The 15,753-nt window shown below is 57.2% G+C and carries 17 protein-coding genes; 13 read left to right on the forward strand and 4 right to left on the reverse strand.

Annotation, left to right across the window (positions count from 1 at the left end; translation table 11 throughout):
• Positions 1–39 precede the first annotated feature (39 nt).
• Positions 40–1,311 (forward strand): aspartate aminotransferase family protein, encoded by a 1,272-nt coding sequence (locus GS646_RS01295; RefSeq protein WP_171183792.1) that lies wholly within the window; start codon positions 40–42, stop codon positions 1,309–1,311.
• Positions 1,312–1,529: 218 nt separating this feature from the next.
• Here GS646_RS01295 and hemC read toward each other — a convergent pair whose 3' ends face one another.
• Positions 1,530–2,495 (reverse strand): hydroxymethylbilane synthase, encoded by a 966-nt coding sequence (gene hemC, locus GS646_RS01300; protein WP_171183793.1) that lies wholly within the window; start codon positions 2,493–2,495, stop codon positions 1,530–1,532.
• 106 nt (positions 2,496–2,601) lie between these two features.
• Between hemC and hemE the strand changes: the two genes are divergently transcribed.
• Positions 2,602–3,636, forward strand: a complete 1,035-nt coding sequence (hemE, locus tag GS646_RS01305) for a uroporphyrinogen decarboxylase (protein ID WP_171183795.1) — start codon at positions 2,602–2,604, stop codon at positions 3,634–3,636.
• Positions 3,637–3,717: 81 nt separating this feature from the next.
• Here hemE and GS646_RS01310 read toward each other — a convergent pair whose 3' ends face one another.
• Positions 3,718–4,806, reverse strand: coding sequence for a CaiB/BaiF CoA-transferase family protein (locus GS646_RS01310; protein ID WP_171183796.1), 1,089 nt, complete (start codon positions 4,804–4,806; stop codon positions 3,718–3,720).
• A 169-nt stretch (positions 4,807–4,975) separates the two neighbouring features.
• Between GS646_RS01310 and GS646_RS01315 the strand changes: the two genes are divergently transcribed.
• The 7 genes from GS646_RS01315 to uvrC all read left to right on the forward strand — a co-directional run bounded on the left by GS646_RS01315 (position 4,976) and on the right by uvrC (position 11,658).
• Positions 4,976–5,905, forward strand: coding sequence for an ABC transporter ATP-binding protein (locus GS646_RS01315; protein WP_171647431.1), 930 nt, complete (start codon positions 4,976–4,978; stop codon positions 5,903–5,905).
• Positions 5,902–6,663: an ABC transporter permease gene (locus tag GS646_RS01320; protein ID WP_171183797.1), complete on the forward strand. Its 762-nt coding sequence runs from the start codon at positions 5,902–5,904 to the stop codon at positions 6,661–6,663. The genes GS646_RS01315 and GS646_RS01320 overlap by 4 nt, the downstream gene beginning before the upstream one ends.
• 113 nt (positions 6,664–6,776) lie before the next feature.
• Positions 6,777–7,574, forward strand: a complete 798-nt coding sequence (locus tag GS646_RS01325; RefSeq protein WP_171093863.1) for a S49 family peptidase — start codon at positions 6,777–6,779, stop codon at positions 7,572–7,574.
• A complete protein-coding gene (locus tag GS646_RS22870) occupies positions 7,555–7,746 on the forward strand; it encodes a hypothetical protein (protein ID WP_253746499.1) in 192 nt (63 codons plus the stop codon). The genes GS646_RS01325 and GS646_RS22870 overlap by 20 nt, the downstream gene beginning before the upstream one ends.
• Positions 7,746–8,705 (forward strand): calcium/sodium antiporter, encoded by a 960-nt coding sequence (locus tag GS646_RS01330; protein ID WP_171184234.1) that lies wholly within the window; start codon positions 7,746–7,748, stop codon positions 8,703–8,705. The genes GS646_RS22870 and GS646_RS01330 overlap by 1 nt, the downstream gene beginning before the upstream one ends.
• A gap of 21 nt (positions 8,706–8,726) precedes the next feature.
• A complete protein-coding gene (locus GS646_RS01335; RefSeq protein WP_171183798.1) occupies positions 8,727–9,506 on the forward strand; it encodes an SDR family oxidoreductase in 780 nt (259 codons plus the stop codon).
• 289 nt (positions 9,507–9,795) lie between these two features.
• Positions 9,796–11,658: an excinuclease ABC subunit UvrC gene (gene uvrC / locus GS646_RS01340; RefSeq protein WP_171183799.1), complete on the forward strand. Its 1,863-nt coding sequence runs from the start codon at positions 9,796–9,798 to the stop codon at positions 11,656–11,658.
• Here the strand turns inward: uvrC and GS646_RS01345 are convergent.
• Entirely contained in the window at positions 11,655–12,539 is an 885-nt protein-coding gene (locus tag GS646_RS01345) for a DMT family transporter (RefSeq protein ID WP_171647429.1), read from the reverse strand. The genes uvrC and GS646_RS01345 overlap by 4 nt on opposite strands.
• A gap of 174 nt (positions 12,540–12,713) precedes the next feature.
• On the opposite strand from GS646_RS01345, the gene pgsA reads away from it, so the two are divergent.
• The 4 genes from pgsA to GS646_RS01365 all read left to right on the forward strand — a co-directional run bounded on the left by pgsA (position 12,714) and on the right by GS646_RS01365 (position 15,410).
• The gene (pgsA, locus tag GS646_RS01350) at positions 12,714–13,382 is read left to right on the forward strand and encodes a CDP-diacylglycerol--glycerol-3-phosphate 3-phosphatidyltransferase (RefSeq protein WP_171183804.1); all 669 of its coding nucleotides are present in this window, start codon (positions 12,714–12,716) and stop codon (positions 13,380–13,382) included.
• A gap of 3 nt (positions 13,383–13,385) precedes the next feature.
• Positions 13,386–13,631, forward strand: a complete 246-nt coding sequence (moaD, locus tag GS646_RS01355) for a molybdopterin converting factor subunit 1 (protein ID WP_171093853.1) — start codon at positions 13,386–13,388, stop codon at positions 13,629–13,631.
• 3 nt (positions 13,632–13,634) lie between these two features.
• Entirely contained in the window at positions 13,635–14,078 is a 444-nt protein-coding gene (locus GS646_RS01360) for a molybdenum cofactor biosynthesis protein MoaE (RefSeq protein ID WP_171093850.1), read from the forward strand.
• Between the two features lie 123 nt (positions 14,079–14,201).
• Entirely contained in the window at positions 14,202–15,410 is a 1,209-nt protein-coding gene (locus GS646_RS01365) for a PLP-dependent aspartate aminotransferase family protein (protein WP_171183806.1), read from the forward strand.
• Positions 15,411–15,431: 21 nt separating this feature from the next.
• Here GS646_RS01365 and GS646_RS01370 read toward each other — a convergent pair whose 3' ends face one another.
• Positions 15,432–15,752, reverse strand: a complete 321-nt coding sequence (locus tag GS646_RS01370; protein ID WP_170446384.1) for a hypothetical protein — start codon at positions 15,750–15,752, stop codon at positions 15,432–15,434.
• Between the last annotated feature and the right edge of the window lies 1 nt (position 15,753).

Consider the following 15,753-nt stretch of genomic DNA (forward strand, 5'->3'; position numbering starts at 1 on the left):
ACTCGCACCAACGTTCTGAGATGACGGAGATCACGTGACATGTTGAAGATCCACACTCAATCCGAATGGATCGACCGTGCAAGGGCGGTATTGCCAGCGGGCGGGTTCGGCAATTTCGACCCGGGCATCGTCATCGCCCGGGGCGAAGGCAGTCGTGTCTGGGACGAAGACGGAAACGAATATGTCGACTACCTGATCGGGTCCGGCCCCATGCTGCTGGGGCATGGCCACCCCGAGGTGATGGAGGCCGTGCTGGAACAGCTTCCGCAAGGCATGACCTTCTTTGCCAATAACAGAAAGGGTATCGAACTGGCCGAAGCCATCATCGAGGCCGTTCCCTGCTGTGAACAGGTGCGGTTTGTTGCGTCAGGTGGCGAAGCTGACATGTATGCCATTCGGCTGGCACGGGCCTATACGGGTCGCAACAAGATCCTCAAGTTCGAGGGCGGGTACCACGGGATGAGCGCCGAAGCGCAGATGAGTCTGGCGCCCAGCCGTCGGGTCAATTTCCCTCAGGCCGTGCCCGACAGTGCCGGGATCCCAGACAGCGTCGCCGAACAGATGCTGATCGCGCCGTTCAATGATCTTGAGGCTGTCGCGGCCTTGTTGGATGAACATGACGATGTGGCGGCGATCATGGTCGAGCCGTTGCAGCGGATCATTCCGCCCTTGCCCGGGTACCTGCAAGGGCTGAGGGATTTGTGCGACAAACACGATGTGCTGCTGATCTTCGATGAGATCGTCACAGGGTTCCGTCTGGCATATGGCGGGGCGCAGGAACGTTATGGCGTGACCCCGGATATCTGCACGTTGGGCAAGATCACGGGTGGCGGGTTTCCTTTGGCCGCTTTGGGCGCCAGCGCCGAGATCATGAAGCATTTTGACAAATCGAAAGTCGGTGAAGACGGCTGGTTGATGCAATTGGGCACTTTGTCAGGCAATCCTATCGCTGCGGCTGCAGGTTTGAAGACAATGGAGATTCTGCGTCGAGACGGGGCTTATGACCGTCTGCGCAGCATCGGCCGACAGCTGCAAGATATGCAGACCGAGGCGCTCAACGAAGCGGGTGTTCCGCATCGGATTTGCGGTGACGAGACTTTGTTCGACATCTATTTTACCAAGGCCGAATGCAGGGATTACCGCAGCGCCAGTCATGATGACCCTGCGCGCAACACATCATATAACGCGGCTTTGAGGTCGCATGGGATATTCAAAGCCCCGGGCAAGCTGTACCCGTCTCTGGCGGTGACCGACGTCGATCTGAACCAGACCCGAGAGGCCGTGCGTCACGCGGTTGCGGCAATTTCCTGAGTGTTGCTTTAACAAAAAACGGGTCGCCGTTGGTTAAAACTGCGACCCGTCACCTTTGGAAGTCGGGGGCCAGCCTCGCCCCCTCGAATACTGATTAAATCACCGCAATCTGAAAACTTTTCGATACTTTCGAGACTGACCCGACTTCCTGGTTGGTATGTCACCTTAATGCCTGATTAAATCACCTTCTACAGTGACCCAGTTCACATTAGGCGAATTTATTTTGATTTTTTCCAATCGAATAAATCCGGGCCTGCTTGCGCAAGCAGTTCGGCGGCCATCGCGCGGGCCATTTCCGGACCGTCTTCTATTGGGGCTGTCATATCCCGGTTGGCGGTTTCAGTTCCATCTGGTCGCAGAACCTCGCCTCGCAACCTGAGAGTGCCGCCATCCAGCTCGGCCAGACCCGCGATCGGTGTTTCGCATGACCCGTCCAGCGCATCCAGCAACGTACGTTCGGCCGCCAGCCGTTGGCCGGTTTCCGCGTGATGTATCGCCTCAAGCATTTCTGCTGCGCGCATGTCGTCGCTGCGCCGTTCAATGCCGATGGTGCCTTGCGCGATGGCGGGCAGCATATCGTCAGGGGAAATGGCGCTGGCCGGGACATCATCCATACCCAAGCGGCGAATACCGGCCATCGCCAAAAAGGTGCAATCTGCCACGCCATCTTCCAGCTTTTTCAGCCGCGTCTGCACGTTTCCGCGAAACTCGACCACCTTCAGATCAGGGCGGCGACTCAGCAATTGTGCCCGACGGCGCAGCGAGGAAGTGCCGACAACGGCCCCCTCGGGCAGGTCGTGGATGGAACCCAGGCGCGGTGAGATAAATGCATCCCTTACGTCTTCACGTGGCAGGAATGTATCCAGCACCAAACCGTCGGGCTGTGCGACTGGCATGTCTTTGGTCGAATGCACGGCGATGTCGATTTCGGTGCGCAGCATCGCTTCTTCGATTTCTTTGGTGAACAGGCCCTTGTTGCCGATCTCTTTCAGCGGTCGATCAGCATCGATCATGGCGCGATTGTCACCCGTGGTTTTGATCACAACGATCTCGAATGCGTCTTCGGGCAGGTCGAAGGCATCACTCAGGCGTTGGCGTGTTTCATGGGCCTGCGCCAGCGCAAGCGGAGAACCACGGGTGCCGATTCTGAGGGGCGATGCGGGTGTGGGCAAATTCACAGTCATGCTCACAGCTTTAGTCGCGTCACATTGCCCTGACAATGGGGGCTGCGCTTGACAAATTGCCGCCGAAGGACGACCCGTTGCGAAAACCGGATGACTGGGGGCAAAAATGGCCGAGACAAAGAAACTGCTGCGGGCTCTGGCGGGTGAGGTTCAGGACGTGCCGCCGATCTGGATGATGCGCCAGGCGGGTCGGTATTTGCCCGAATATCGCGCCACCCGCGCGCAGGCCGGTGATTTCCTGTCCTTGTGCTATAACCCTGAGCTGGCCGCCGAAGTCACATTGCAACCGATCCGGCGATATGGGTTTGATGCCGCGATCCTGTTTGCTGATATCCTGTTGGTACCGCAGGCGCTGGGCGCGGATCTGTGGTTTGTGACCGGTGAAGGCCCGCGCCTGTCGACGATCACGCAGCAATCCGAGTTTGACGTGTTGAAGCCGGTTGACGCGATTCATGAAACACTGACACCGGTTTATGAAACGGTGCGCATTCTGTCACAGGAATTACCGTCGGAAACCACTTTGATCGGGTTTGCTGGCGCGCCGTGGACGGTGGCCACCTACATGATCGCGGGGCGCGGCACGCCAGATCAGGGTCCCGCGCACGCGTTGCGGGAAGGGAACACCGCGCTGTTTGAGGCTTTGTTGGATCGCATCACCGCCGCAACGATCGAGTACCTGTCCGCGCAAATCGAAGCCGGGGCCGAGGTGGTCAAGATCTTTGACAGTTGGGCGGGGTCATTGAAAGGCGAGGCGTTCCAGAAATACGCGGTCGAACCGTGCCGGGTGATTACTCAGGCCATTAAGAAACGCCATCCAGGCATTCCGGTCATTGGATTCCCGCGTGAGGCGGGCGATGGGTATATCGGGTTTGCCAAAGCAACCGGTGTGGACTGTGTTGCGCTGGACAATTCGGTGTCGCCGGAATGGGCGGCCGAGCATGTGCAAGCTGATGGCTGTGTGCAGGGCAATCTGGCCTCGTCTCATATGGTGACGGGCGGGCAGGCGCTGGTGGACGAGACGCGACGCATTGTCGAGGCGTTCTCGAAAGGGCCACACATCTTCAACCTGGGGCATGGCATCACACCGGATGCGGATCCTGAGAACGTGCAGCTGATGATCGACACGGTGCGTGGGCGGTAAACCGGCGAAAGGGGGCCAGCCCCCTTCTTGGCCTGCGGCCAATTCATCCCCCGAGGTATTTTTGGCCAGATGAAGAGCGGATCAGCGTGGCTCTTTGAGCTGCTCGAGAATTTCCTTTGTGTGTTCACCGCGTGCGGGGCTGGGGCTGGGGTTCCATTGGTGATTAGAAAATCGCGGCGCGGCTGCGGATTGCAGGGTACCGTCGACGTCTTGCCAGCTGTTGCGGTGAGTGTTCATAGGGTGGTCCAGCGCCTCTTGCGGGCTGAGCACAGGGGCGACGCAGGCATCCGTGCCACGGAATAAGGCTTCCCAATGGTCGCGGGGTTGACTGGCGAAAATATCGGCAAGGCTTTGGGTCAGATCAGGCCAGAGTGTGCGATCATATTGGTTCTGGAAAGCGGTATCTTGAGCGAGACCCAGGATCTGCAAGAACTGGGCGTAAAACTTGGGTTCAAGGCATTGGACGGTGATGAAGCCACCATCGGCGCAGGTGTAAGTTCGGCTCCAGTGTGGGCCGTCCAGCAGGCTTTCGCCGCGCGTGTCGGACAGATTGCCTGTTTGGCGCATGGTCATCAGAAGGTTCATCATATGGGCTGAACCGTCGTAGATTGCGGCATCGACAACTGTGCCTTCACCAGTGCGTTGCGCATGGATCAGACCGGCCAGAATACCTGCGACCAGATACATGGAACCACCGCCAATATCGCCCACCAGAGTTGCAGGTGTCTGCGGGGGTTGGCCGGGTTGAGAGGCATACCAAAGCGCGCCGGACAGGGCGATATAGTTGAGATCATGCCCGGCAGTGTCAGACAGCGGGCCATCCTGACCCCAGCCGGTCATACGACCATAGACCAGTTTTGGGTTGCGGGTCAGGCAAGCGTCGGGGCCAAGGCCCAGTTTTTCCATCACGCCGGGGCGGAAGCCTTCGATCAAGGCATCTGCGGTGGCGATCAGACACAGGGCGGTTTCCAGGTCATCAGGGTCTTTCAGGTCAAGCGCGATGGACCGCTTGCCGCGATCCAGAAGTGAGCGTTCTGGCATTCCGGGTGTGACGGCACCGCTTTTGCGATGAATGGTTATCACATCAGCGCCCAAATCGGCCAATTGCATGGCGGCAAACGGGCCGGGACCCAGCCCCTCAATTTCGACGACACGAATTCCTTTTAGCATCTGCACCCTCCGTTTCGGGCAGAGTTTGCGAGCCGGCTGCGGATTGCAAGGCGGATGTTTGATGGCGCAGATCGTCGCCTGTAAGGCAGATGTGTATCAAACGATGTTGAATTGACCTGTTATACCCAGGTTTGGCGCGATAGGGTCCACGCCAGAACGGGGAACGGATATGACGACAATTTTGTCCATCAGAGATCTGCGCAAGTCTTACGCCGATGGGTTTGAGGCGCTGAAAGGTGTGTCTTTGGACATTGAAGAGGGTGAGATTCTTGCCCTGCTGGGACCAAACGGTGCCGGAAAGACAACCTTGATCTCGACCATCTGCGGGATCACCACCCCGAGTTCCGGTGAGGTCACGGTGGGAGGGCATGATATTCAGACCGATTACCGCGCTGCGCGCAGGATGATCGGTCTTGTGCCGCAGGAAATTGCGCTGGAACCGTTTGAGAAGGTCTGGAACACGGTGCGCCTGTCGCGGGGACTGTTCGGGCTTGGCAAAAACAATGCGCGGATCGAAGAGATTCTGCGGAAACTATCCCTCTGGGACAAACGCGACAACGCGATCAAGGAGTTGTCTGGCGGCATGAAACGCCGGGTGCTTATCGCCAAAGCATTGGCTCATGAGCCCCGCGTTCTGTTTCTGGATGAACCCACTGCCGGTGTGGATGTCGAGCTGCGAAAAGACATGTGGGAAATCGTGGCCGAGCTTAAACAGGACGGGGTCACCATCATTCTGACCACCCACTACATCGAAGAGGCCGAAGCCATCGCAGATCGTGTGGGGGTTATCGACAAGGGTGAGCTGCTGTTGGTGCAGGACAAGGACGCGCTGATGGCGCAGATGGGTAAAAAGCAAATCGAGGTCATGCTGACAGAGCCAATCGCGCAGATTCCTGACAGTCTTGCGCTGCATAATTTGACGCTGAATGGCGCGGGGGATGTCTTGATTTACACCTATGACACCCACGCGGATCGGACGGGTATCACAACTTTGCTGAATGACGTTTCACAAGCCGGGTTGATCCTGCGGGACGTGCAGACACGGCAATCGAGTCTGGAAGAGATATTCGTCAACCTTGTATCCGGAGAAATGGCATGAACTGGACTGCAATTGCCGCCATCTACCGGTTCGAAATGACCCGGTTCTTCCGCACCCTCGCGCAAAGCTTTTTCTCGCCGGTTCTGTCCACGTCTTTGTACTTCGTGGTCTTTGGCACGGCTATCGGCAGTCGCATTCAAGAGGTTGAAGGCGTCTCATATGGTGCGTTTATCGTGCCGGGGCTGATCATGCTGTCGGTGGTGATGCTGTCGATTTCGAACGCGTCTTTCGGGATATATTTCCCGAAGTTTCTGGGCACCATCTACGAGCTTCTGTCCGCGCCGGTCAATTTCATCGAGATCGTGATCGGATATGTAGGTGCCGCAGCCACCAAAGCGCTGTTTGTGGGTTTGGTGATATTGGCAACCGCTACCTTTTTTGTGGATATTCGGATTGAACATCCCTTTGCCATGGCTGCGTTCCTGATCCTGTCCTGTCTCAGTTTTTCTTTATTGGGCTTCATCATTGGAATCTGGGCCAGCAATTTCGAACAGATGTCGTTGGTGCCTCAGCTTGTTGTGACGCCCCTGATATTTCTGGGGGGTACGTTTTATTCGATCTCGATGCTGCCACCGCTGTGGCAGACCATCACATTGTTCAATCCGGTCGTTTATCTGATTTCGGGGTTCCGTTGGTCTTTTTACGGGCTGGCCGATGTGCCGATTGTCTTTAGTCTGCTGGCCATTCTGGCTTTTACAGGTGTTTGTCTGGCGGTCATTGGCTGGATTTTCAAAACCGGTTGGCGCATACGCAGCTGACTGTCCTTGGGCGTTGCATTTTTGCCCACCGAGTGTGGGAATTTGGTTCACGTCGCGTTTAAGGCCGGATGAGTCCCTTGTTTACGGGTTGGGGGCACTCTACATCGGCACCCATGAAACTCAGCCTGCCGTTTGTCAAAAAGCACCCCTGCGTGGCCGTTGTCCGCCTGTCCGGCGCCATTGGAATGGCGGGGCGTGGGGCGTTGAACGATACAACCCTGGCCCCGGTTCTGGAAAAAGCGTTTCGCAAGGGAAAACCCGCCGCCGTGGCGATTGAGCTCAATTCTCCGGGCGGGTCCCCTGTGCAAAGTTCACTGATCGGTGCCCGGATCCGGCGTTTGTCGGAAGAGCTGGACGTGCCCGTGATTGCCTTTGTCGAGGATGTTGCTGCCTCGGGCGGGTACTGGCTGGCCGCCGCCGCGGACGAGATCTGGGCAGATGACAGTTCGGTTCTGGGCTCGATCGGAGTGATCTCGGCCGGGTTTGGCGCGCATGTCTTTCTGGCACGGCAAGGGTTCGAGCGGCGCGTGCACACGGCAGGCCAGTCGAAATCCATGCTGGATCCGTTTGCGCCGGAAAAGAAAGAGGATGTGGCCCGCCTGCAAGGTTTGTTGGGGGACATCCATGAAAACTTCATTGACCATGTCAAAGCGCGCCGCGGTGACAAGCTGGATAGCAGTGCTGATCTGTTCACCGGTGAGGTTTGGCTGGCGCGCCGCGCGCAGGAATTGGGCCTGATTGATGGCATTGCCCACCTCAAACCCAAGATGCAGGAACGCTTTGGCGACAAAGTCAAGTTCCGCCGTTACGGTGTACGTAAACCGATCTGGACGCGCTTTGGGGCCAGCTTGGCACAGGATGCCATCGCCGGATTAGAGGAGCGTGCAGCCTATGCGCGTTTCGGTTTGTAACGTGATCATCAAGGCCGTCACCCTTTTCCTGATTGCCATGGGCGTATTGGCAATGTTCGGTAAGCTTCGCTTTCCCGGGCAAAAGAAATTGAGTTCGGTGAAATGTCCGCGCTGCGGCCGGTATCGTATCGGCAAAGGCCCCTGCGCCTGCGAAAAGGGAGGCCGGACTTGATTACCACATGGCTGTTGTCCGGTCTGGGCCTGTTGATTCTGTTGCTGGCAGGCGACGCCCTTGTGCGTGGTGCCGTAAACCTGAGCCTGCGCCTTGGCGTTCCGGCGCTGATCGTCAGCCTGACGATTGTGGCCTTTGGTACATCCGCGCCTGAGCTTTTGATTGCAATCAGCGCTTTGGAAGAGGACGCGCCTGGCATCGCGCTGGGTAACGTGGTCGGATCAAACACGGCGAATATCCTGCTGGTTCTGGGCTTGCCCGCGCTGTTGGCGACGTTACACACCAGTGAGTGCAACAGCCGCAGGAACTATGTCTTCATGCTGATGGCGACGGTTCTGTTTATTGGCTTGGCGTTTTTGGGAACGTTCACATTCTTCAGCGGCCTGATCTTGTTGGCAGCGTTGGGTCTTGTTCTTATGAACGCCTTTCGCGAGGCAAAAGCCCATCGCAAAGCCTGCGGTGAGGCCTGTGTGGATGAAGAGCTTGAGGGGCTGGAAGAAGCAGATCCTGACATGCCGTATTGGAAGGTATCTGTTTTCTTGATCCTAGGGCTGATTGGTCTGCCGATGGGCGCGCATCTGTTGGTGGATAATGCAACGGTCATCGCACGTAACTATGGTGTCAGCGAAACGGTCATTGGTTTGACGTTGATTGCAGTTGGAACGTCTTTGCCTGAATTGGCGACAACAGTTATGGCCGCGTTGCGCAGACAGGCCGACGTGGCACTGGGTAACGTGATCGGTTCGAACATGTTCAACCTTTTGGCCATCATCGGGATCGCAACCTGGTTTGGTCGTATCCCGGTTGATCCCGAGTTCCTGCAATTCGACCTTTGGGTCATGCTGGGCGCATCGCTGCTGCTGATCCCGTTTGTGTTCTTCAAACAAGATATCTCACGCATCTGGGGGTTGGTGTTGACTTTCCTTTATGTGCTTTATGTCACCGTATTGCTGGTGTGATCTGACAAAACGAGGTGAAGCATGACCCGAGCTTTAGTGACCGGTGCCGGTATTCGTCTGGGCCGGGCCATGGCGCTGTATCTGGCGGGTCGTGGTTACGATGTGGCGGTGCATTACGCCACATCAGAACAACCGGCGCAGGAAACTGTAGAAAAGGTGCAGGCCCTTGGGCGGCACGCGGTGGCATTGCAGGCCGATCTGCTGGACGAAGTTCAGGTTCAGGCGTTGTTGCCCAAAGCGGCTGAGGCGCTGGGTGGACCGATCACTTGTCTGGTGAACAACGCCTCGATCTTTGAATACGACAATATCCATACTGCAACCCGCCAAAGCTGGGACCGCCATCTCGACAGCAATCTACGCGCGCCATTCGTACTGACGCAGGCTATGTCTGAACAGGGACTGGCCGCTGGCATGGACGAAAACAACGAGCCTCTGGCCGCAGGCTTGATCGTCAACATGGTCGATATGCGGGTCCGAAAGCTGACGCCCGAATTCATGTCCTACACCATCGCGAAAATGGGGTTGTGGGCCCTGACCCGAACGGCTGCTCAGGCCCTGTCACCTGACATTCGAGTCAACGCGATTGGTCCGGGTCCAACTGTTCAGGGGCATCGTCAAAGCGAACAGCATTTTCAGGCACAGCGATCGAACACGGTGCTTGAGCGGGGTTCCAACCCGTCGGACATAACCGCTGCGCTGGGGTATTTTTTGGATGCACATGCAGTCACAGGGCAATTGCTCTGCGTTGATGGGGGCCAGCATCTGGGATGGAAAACGCCTGACGTGCTGGGCGTAGAATAAGCAATTTTGCTGCAAGTTTTGCACCGCTCTCAATCCTGTTACCTGCGCGTTACAAAAATGTCTTTTTTTTCATACACTTGCTAAGTGATGGAAAAAATATCTTTTATTTACATATGCTTGCAATATTGCCCATTTTTTGTGCAAATCAAGGAAGGGGCAATGAAACAAGGGGATTTCCGATCCAGCAGAAACTTATCTTCACACTTATCCACAGAAGTCGTGGATTGTTTCCTCTTGATTTGAGAGGCCTGAGATTGCAGCCAGTCCAAGAGAATCATATCAAAAGCCCATGACCACCCACAGCGACTCCTCTCAGACCGGTTACGCCTGTATTCAGCGTTATGTGAAAACGCTGGACAGTTCGCCCGGTGTATATCGGATGCTGGATGCGGATAGTCGGGTTCTCTATGTGGGCAAGGCACGCAACCTGAAGGCGCGGGTGTCGAATTACACACGCCCCGGGCATTCCGGCCGGATCGAAAAGATGATCGCTTCGACCGCCTCGATGATGTTTCTGACCACTCGGACCGAGACCGAGGCGCTGCTGCTGGAGCAGAACCTGATCAAGCAGCTCAAGCCGAAGTACAACGTGCTTCTGCGCGACGATAAAAGCTTCCCCAATATTCTGGTCTCAAAAAGCCACGCCTTTCCGCAGATCAAAAAGCATCGCGGGGCGAAGAAAGAGAAAGGTGCCTATTTCGGCCCGTTCGCCAGTGCCGGTGCGGTGAATCGGACACTGAACCAATTGCAAAAGGCGTTCCTGCTGCGCAACTGCTCGGATTCCATGTTTGACAGTCGAACGCGGCCTTGTCTGCTCTATCAGATCAAACGCTGTTCAGGGCCATGTGTCGGTTTGATCTCGGAAGAGGCATACCGCGAAAGCGTCAAGGACGCTGAACGTTTCCTGTCTGGCCGGTCCACCAAAGTGCAGGAGGATCTGGCCGAGCAGATGATGGCTGCGTCCGAGGCGATGGAGTTCGAACGCGCCGCCGGTCTACGGGATCGCATCCGGGCGCTGACGCAAGTACAGACGTCCCAAGGCATCAACCCACGCGGCGTGGCCGAGGCAGATGTGATCGGCCTGTACATGGATAGCGGTCAGGCTTGTGTGCAGGTGTTCTTCATCCGTGCCAACCAGAACTGGGGCAACAAGGATTTCTATCCGCGGGTCGGCCCCGATGTTTCGCCCGCTGAGGTGATGGAGGCGTTCCTTGGCCAGTTCTACGACAACAAGGAACCGCCCCGGCAATTGATCCTGTCGGACGGCATTGAAAACGCCGATCTGATGCAGGAGGCCCTGACCGAGAAAGCAGGCCGCAAGGTGGAAATCCTGGTGCCGCAACGCGGTGAGAAGCAGGAACTGGTGGCAGGAGCCCTGCGAAATGCGCGCGAGTCATTGGCTCGCCGCATGTCAGAAAGCGCGACGCAGGCCAAACTGCTGCGCGGGGTGGCCGAAGCGTTTGATCTGGATGCGCCGCCTGAACGGATCGAGGTTTACGACAACTCGCACATTCAAGGCACCAACGCCGTAGGCGGCATGATCGTGGCAGGGCCCGAAGGCTTCATGAAGAACGCCTATCGCAAGTTCAACATTCGAGGCGATGACCTGACACCTGGCGATGATTTCGGCATGATGAAAGAGGTGCTGAACCGTCGCTTCACCCGGTTGCAAAAGGAAGATCCGGATCGGGATAAAGGGCTCTGGCCAGACCTGCTGCTGATTGATGGCGGTGCAGGGCAGGTGAGCGCCGTGCACGAAATCATGCAGGCCCATGGGGTTGAAGACATTCCCATGGTTGGCGTTGCCAAAGGGGTCGACCGCGATCACGGCAAGGAAGAATTCCATCGGACCGGTCAGCGCCCCTTTGCCCTGAAGCGCAACGACCCGGTGCTGTATTTCATTCAACGTTTAAGGGACGAGGCGCATCGGTTCGCCATCGGTACCCATCGCGCGAAACGGGCAAAGGCCGTCGGGGCCACGCCGTTGGACGAAATTCCCGGTGTAGGGGCCGCGCGCAAACGTGCCTTGTTGACGCATTTCGGTAGCGCCAAGGCGGTCAGCAGGGCCAATCTTGCCGATCTGAAAGCGGTCGAGGGGATCTCGGCCGGGCTGGCGCAGAAGGTTTACGATTTCTTCCACGACAAGGGCTAGGCGCGTCGTCCACGCCACAGGATGTACAGCCCCGAAGCCACAATGAGCGCGCTGCCGATCCACATGGCCGGATCGAGGCTTTCACCGAACATGACCACGCCCAAGCCGATGCCGAACAAAAGGCGGGTATAGCGGAACGGGGTCACAGCGGACACTTCGCCCGTGCGCATTGCCTTCATCAGCGAGGAATAGGCCAGAACGCCCATCAGCACCGCGCCGGTCAGATGCAGGCCGGTATGCAGATCAAGCGAAACCATCGGCACGCCTTCCCAAAACCGATAGGCGAGCCCAGCAACGATGATGCTGAGAAATCCGTAGAACCCCAAGACCTCGGTTCCCAATGTGGCAGGTGCTGCGCGGCTGGCCAGATCGCGCCCGGCAAATCCCAGCATCCCCAGCACGGCCAATATCGACAGCAGTGAAAAGCTGTCGCCGGTGGGTTGCAGGATCACGACAACCCCGATCATACCGACGAAAATGGCGCTCCACCGCCGCCAGCCGACGGATTCCCCGAAGAACATCGCAGCACCCGCAACCACGACCAGTGGCGTGGCTTGCAGGATCACCGTGGCCGAAGACAAAGGGGTCAACGCGATCGCCAGAACATAGAACAACCGACCAAAGACCTCGAACAGCACCCGAACTTTCATCGGGCGGGACAAGACATCGGGATGCAGCAAGTTTTGCCCCCGGGCCAATGCCACCGCCGCAAAGATCACCGAGCCGCCCGCGCCAAACAGCACCAGCACCTGCCAGATCGGAAATACGGCCGAGGCTGCTTTCAGCAAAGCGTCCTCAAGCGCGAAGCCCGCCATCGCGGCGATCATCCAAAGGCTGCCGATCATGTTCGACCGGGCGTCGGTTTGAATATGCGCTGTCATCTGTTTCTTTCTGATTGGACTTGCGCGGCAATCTGACCGCAAAGCAGGAAAAGGCCAAGAGGTACAACTCTGAGACGTCAGGCCTGCGGCGCTTTGACCAAGCGTTTCGGTGTGGCGCAGTTTTTTAGCCTGTTTGGCTTTTCTGTCTTGCGGCGTCGATATAGGGTCCAAGCCATGAAGTGGAACTTGCCCAATATTCTGACCGTCCTGCGCCTGTTGGCGGCACCCGGTCTGGCCGTCATGTTTTTGTACTTTACCCGGCCATACGCGGATTGGTTCGCTTTGATCCTGTTCCTGTCGGCAGCGATTACGGATTGGTTCGATGGGTATCTGGCCCGCGCCTGGAAGCAGGAAACCAAAATCGGTGCGATGCTGGACCCGATTGCAGATAAGGCGATGGTTGTGATCGCACTTATGATCCTTGTCGGCTACTCGACCGAACACTGGACCCCGTGGCTGGTGCTGCCTGCCACAGTGATCCTGTTCCGCGAGGTTTTTGTCTCGGGTCTGCGTGAATATCTGGGTGATGTGGCTGGGACGCTAAAGGTTACGAAACTGGCCAAGTGGAAGACCACTGCGCAGATGATCGCCATTGCGGTTCTGTTTTCGCAAGGCATCTTTGAACACTATGCCGTTATGGCGAGCTTCGGAATGGATGCTGATCTGGTCGAGCAGATCATTGCGGGTCAGGTTGAAGATGTAAACCACCTGCGCTGGAATGTCGAAGGCATGTATTGGGCTGGTCAGATTGGGCTGTGGCTGCTGTGGATTGCTGCAACGCTGACATTGATCACCGGTTATGACTACTTACGTAAAGCCATGCCGCATCTGAAGGAGAGCTAAGCGATGGATGTGCTGTACTTTGCATGGGTGCGCGAACGCATCGGTTTGCCAAAGGAAAAAGTCGAAACCAGTGCTGCCACGGTCAGCGATCTGGTGGCCGAGTTAAGCGCAAGGGAAGAACGTTACGCAGCGGCTTTCGCCGATTTGTCAGCCCTGCGCGTGGCATTGGATCAAGAGCTTTCAGATTTTGACGCCTCGCTGACCGGTGTGCGTGAGGTTGCGTTTTTCCCGCCGATGACAGGTGGTTAAGTGATGAGAATCGCTGTTCAGGAAGAAGCTTTCGATCTGGGCGCTGAGGCCAACGCCTTTGCCGCCGGGGATGATGCCAACGGTGCCATCGTTACCTTCACCGGCGTCGTACGCGATCTTGCAAGCGGTGATCTGGATGTCATGGAGATCGAACATTATCCGGGCATGACCGAACGTGCCCTGACAAAGATTGCCCAGGAAGCCAAGGATCGCTGGTCACTGGGGGATGTATTGGTGATCCACCGCCATGGCCGCTTGGCCCCGGGCGACCGGATTATGATGGTCGCAACCGCAGCGCCGCATCGCAAAGATGCATTCGAGGCGGCTGAATACTTGATGGATTACCTGAAATCCCGCGCCCCGTTCTGGAAGAAAGAAATCACTGGGGTCGGTGCGGAATGGGTTGCCGCCAAGGACGAAGACGAAGACGCACTAACCCGGTGGTGAGATGGGCCCGCCACCGCAACAATGCGGTGGTCGTTTTTGACCCTGATCAGGTTCAATTTTCCTCTAGACGTCAGCAACAGAGCTCACGCTTAATCCGATCAACCGGATCAAGAGGACAACCCCATGCAAAACGATTTGAGAAACAAGGGTCTTGCGACGCGCGCTATTCATGCGGGCGAAGAACCGGACCCGACCAATGGTGCATCTGCACCGGCTTTGCATATGTCCTCGACTTTTGTCACCGGTCAGGTTGCCGGGTTCTCGGCCCATGATCTCGAGGAAGAGGCCCCTTACCTTTATGGGCGCTGGGCCAACCCCAACGTGCGAACGCTTGAAACCAAGATCAGCGCCTTGGAAGGCACCGAGGATTGTATTTGTCTGGCGTCAGGCATGGCGGCTGCAACTGCGATTTTCCTGACGTTCCTGTCTGCCGGAGATCACGTGATCGTCTCTGACGTGTCTTATGCGGGCGTGGCCGAGCTGGCGCGGGACACGTTGCCGCGCTTGGGGATCGAAGTCAGCACGGTCAACATGTCTGATCTGGCGGCGGTGTCAGCGGCGATCAGGCCGAACACACGGCTGATACATACGGAAACACCGGTAAACCCAATCGGGCGACTGACCGATCTGGCTGCGGTCTCAGCCATTGCGCAAAATGCCGAGGCGTTATTGTCTTGCGATGCCACCTTTGCCTCTCCGCTGGGTCAACCCAGCAAAGATTTGGGCGTCGATCTGATCATGCACTCCGTCACCAAGTTCATAGGCGGTCATGGTGATGCCATTGGCGGAGCGGTAGCGGGCCGCAAAGAGTTGATCGAGAAGATTCGCAACGAGTCGGCCATTCATCACGGCAGCATCATGTCACCGTTCAACGCGTGGATGATCGCCCGGGGTATGGCCACTTTGCCGCTTCGGATGAAGGCGCATCAGGCGGGGGCCATGGCGTTGACCAATTGGCTTGAAACACGTGGGGCCGTCACCAAAGTCGTGTATCCGGGCCTGAAATCACACCCACAATACGAACTGGCACAGCGGCAGATGCGGAATTCGTCCGGCATGATCACCTTTCAGGTGGGCGACAATGCCACCGGAGAAGCACTGGCCCAGCAGATGATCGACAAACTGAAGATCGTCCATTACGCCGTGTCACTTGGCCATCATCGCAGCCTGATTTTCTGGATGGGAACGGAGGCTTTGATGCAGACCTCATTCCGTCTGGAAGGGGCGCAACTGGAAAGCTATCGGGACTATGCAGGGGACGGCGTGTTCCGGCTGTCGGTTGGTCTTGAAGATCCCGAAGACCTGATCGCGGATCTTGAGCAGGTTTTGTGACCCGATCAGGTCGTGGGCGCGTCAGTCGGCGTTGTTGATCCGCCCGCGCAATTCTTCGGCCTCTTGCCGCGCGGCGCGCAGACCGTCCATGGCGGCGGCCAGCTCAGCCTCGGTCTGGGTCAACTGATTGGTCAGCTCGGCTTCACGCTGCTGCAGATAGGTGATGGCCTGGTCGCGGGTTTCTTCGGCCTCGTGCAGCTCCTGACTCATCCGGTCCAGATCGGCCACGTCGCTTTGGCGTACGCGGGACAGGCGGTGAGCCAGCCAGTTGGCAAACCAGCCCATGCAGAATGCGGCAAACAGAATGATGGCCGTGGCGATGATGAATTCTATTCTGTTCAAC

The sequence above is a fragment of the Ruegeria sp. HKCCD4315 genome, from assembly GCF_013112245.1.
Classification (GTDB): Bacteria; Pseudomonadota; Alphaproteobacteria; order Rhodobacterales; family Rhodobacteraceae; genus Ruegeria.

Excerpts from the sequence above, each read along its gene's own strand:
- GS646_RS01325 (WP_171093863.1), top strand. The coding sequence starts at position 6,777 with ATGAAACTCAGCCTGCCGTTTGTCAAAAAGCACCCCTGCGTGGCCGTT.
- pgsA (WP_171183804.1), top strand. The coding sequence starts at position 12,714 with ATGAAGTGGAACTTGCCCAATATTCTGACCGTCCTGCGCCTGTTGGCG.
- hemE (WP_171183795.1), top strand. The coding sequence starts at position 2,602 with ATGGCCGAGACAAAGAAACTGCTGCGGGCTCTGGCGGGTGAGGTTCAG.
- GS646_RS01310 (WP_171183796.1), bottom strand. The coding sequence starts at position 4,806 with ATGCTAAAAGGAATTCGTGTCGTCGAAATTGAGGGGCTGGGTCCCGGC.
- moaD (WP_171093853.1), top strand. The coding sequence starts at position 13,386 with ATGGATGTGCTGTACTTTGCATGGGTGCGCGAACGCATCGGTTTGCCA.
- GS646_RS01295 (WP_171183792.1), top strand. The coding sequence starts at position 40 with ATGTTGAAGATCCACACTCAATCCGAATGGATCGACCGTGCAAGGGCG.
- GS646_RS01320 (WP_171183797.1), top strand. The coding sequence starts at position 5,902 with ATGAACTGGACTGCAATTGCCGCCATCTACCGGTTCGAAATGACCCGG.
- GS646_RS01345 (WP_171647429.1), bottom strand. The coding sequence starts at position 12,539 with ATGACAGCGCATATTCAAACCGACGCCCGGTCGAACATGATCGGCAGC.
- hemC (WP_171183793.1), bottom strand. The coding sequence starts at position 2,495 with ATGACTGTGAATTTGCCCACACCCGCATCGCCCCTCAGAATCGGCACC.
- GS646_RS01315 (WP_171647431.1), top strand. The coding sequence starts at position 4,976 with ATGACGACAATTTTGTCCATCAGAGATCTGCGCAAGTCTTACGCCGAT.
- GS646_RS01360 (WP_171093850.1), top strand. The coding sequence starts at position 13,635 with ATGAGAATCGCTGTTCAGGAAGAAGCTTTCGATCTGGGCGCTGAGGCC.
- GS646_RS01365 (WP_171183806.1), top strand. The coding sequence starts at position 14,202 with ATGCAAAACGATTTGAGAAACAAGGGTCTTGCGACGCGCGCTATTCAT.
- GS646_RS01335 (WP_171183798.1), top strand. The coding sequence starts at position 8,727 with ATGACCCGAGCTTTAGTGACCGGTGCCGGTATTCGTCTGGGCCGGGCC.
- uvrC (WP_171183799.1), top strand. The coding sequence starts at position 9,796 with ATGACCACCCACAGCGACTCCTCTCAGACCGGTTACGCCTGTATTCAG.
- GS646_RS22870 (WP_253746499.1), top strand. The coding sequence starts at position 7,555 with ATGCGCGTTTCGGTTTGTAACGTGATCATCAAGGCCGTCACCCTTTTC.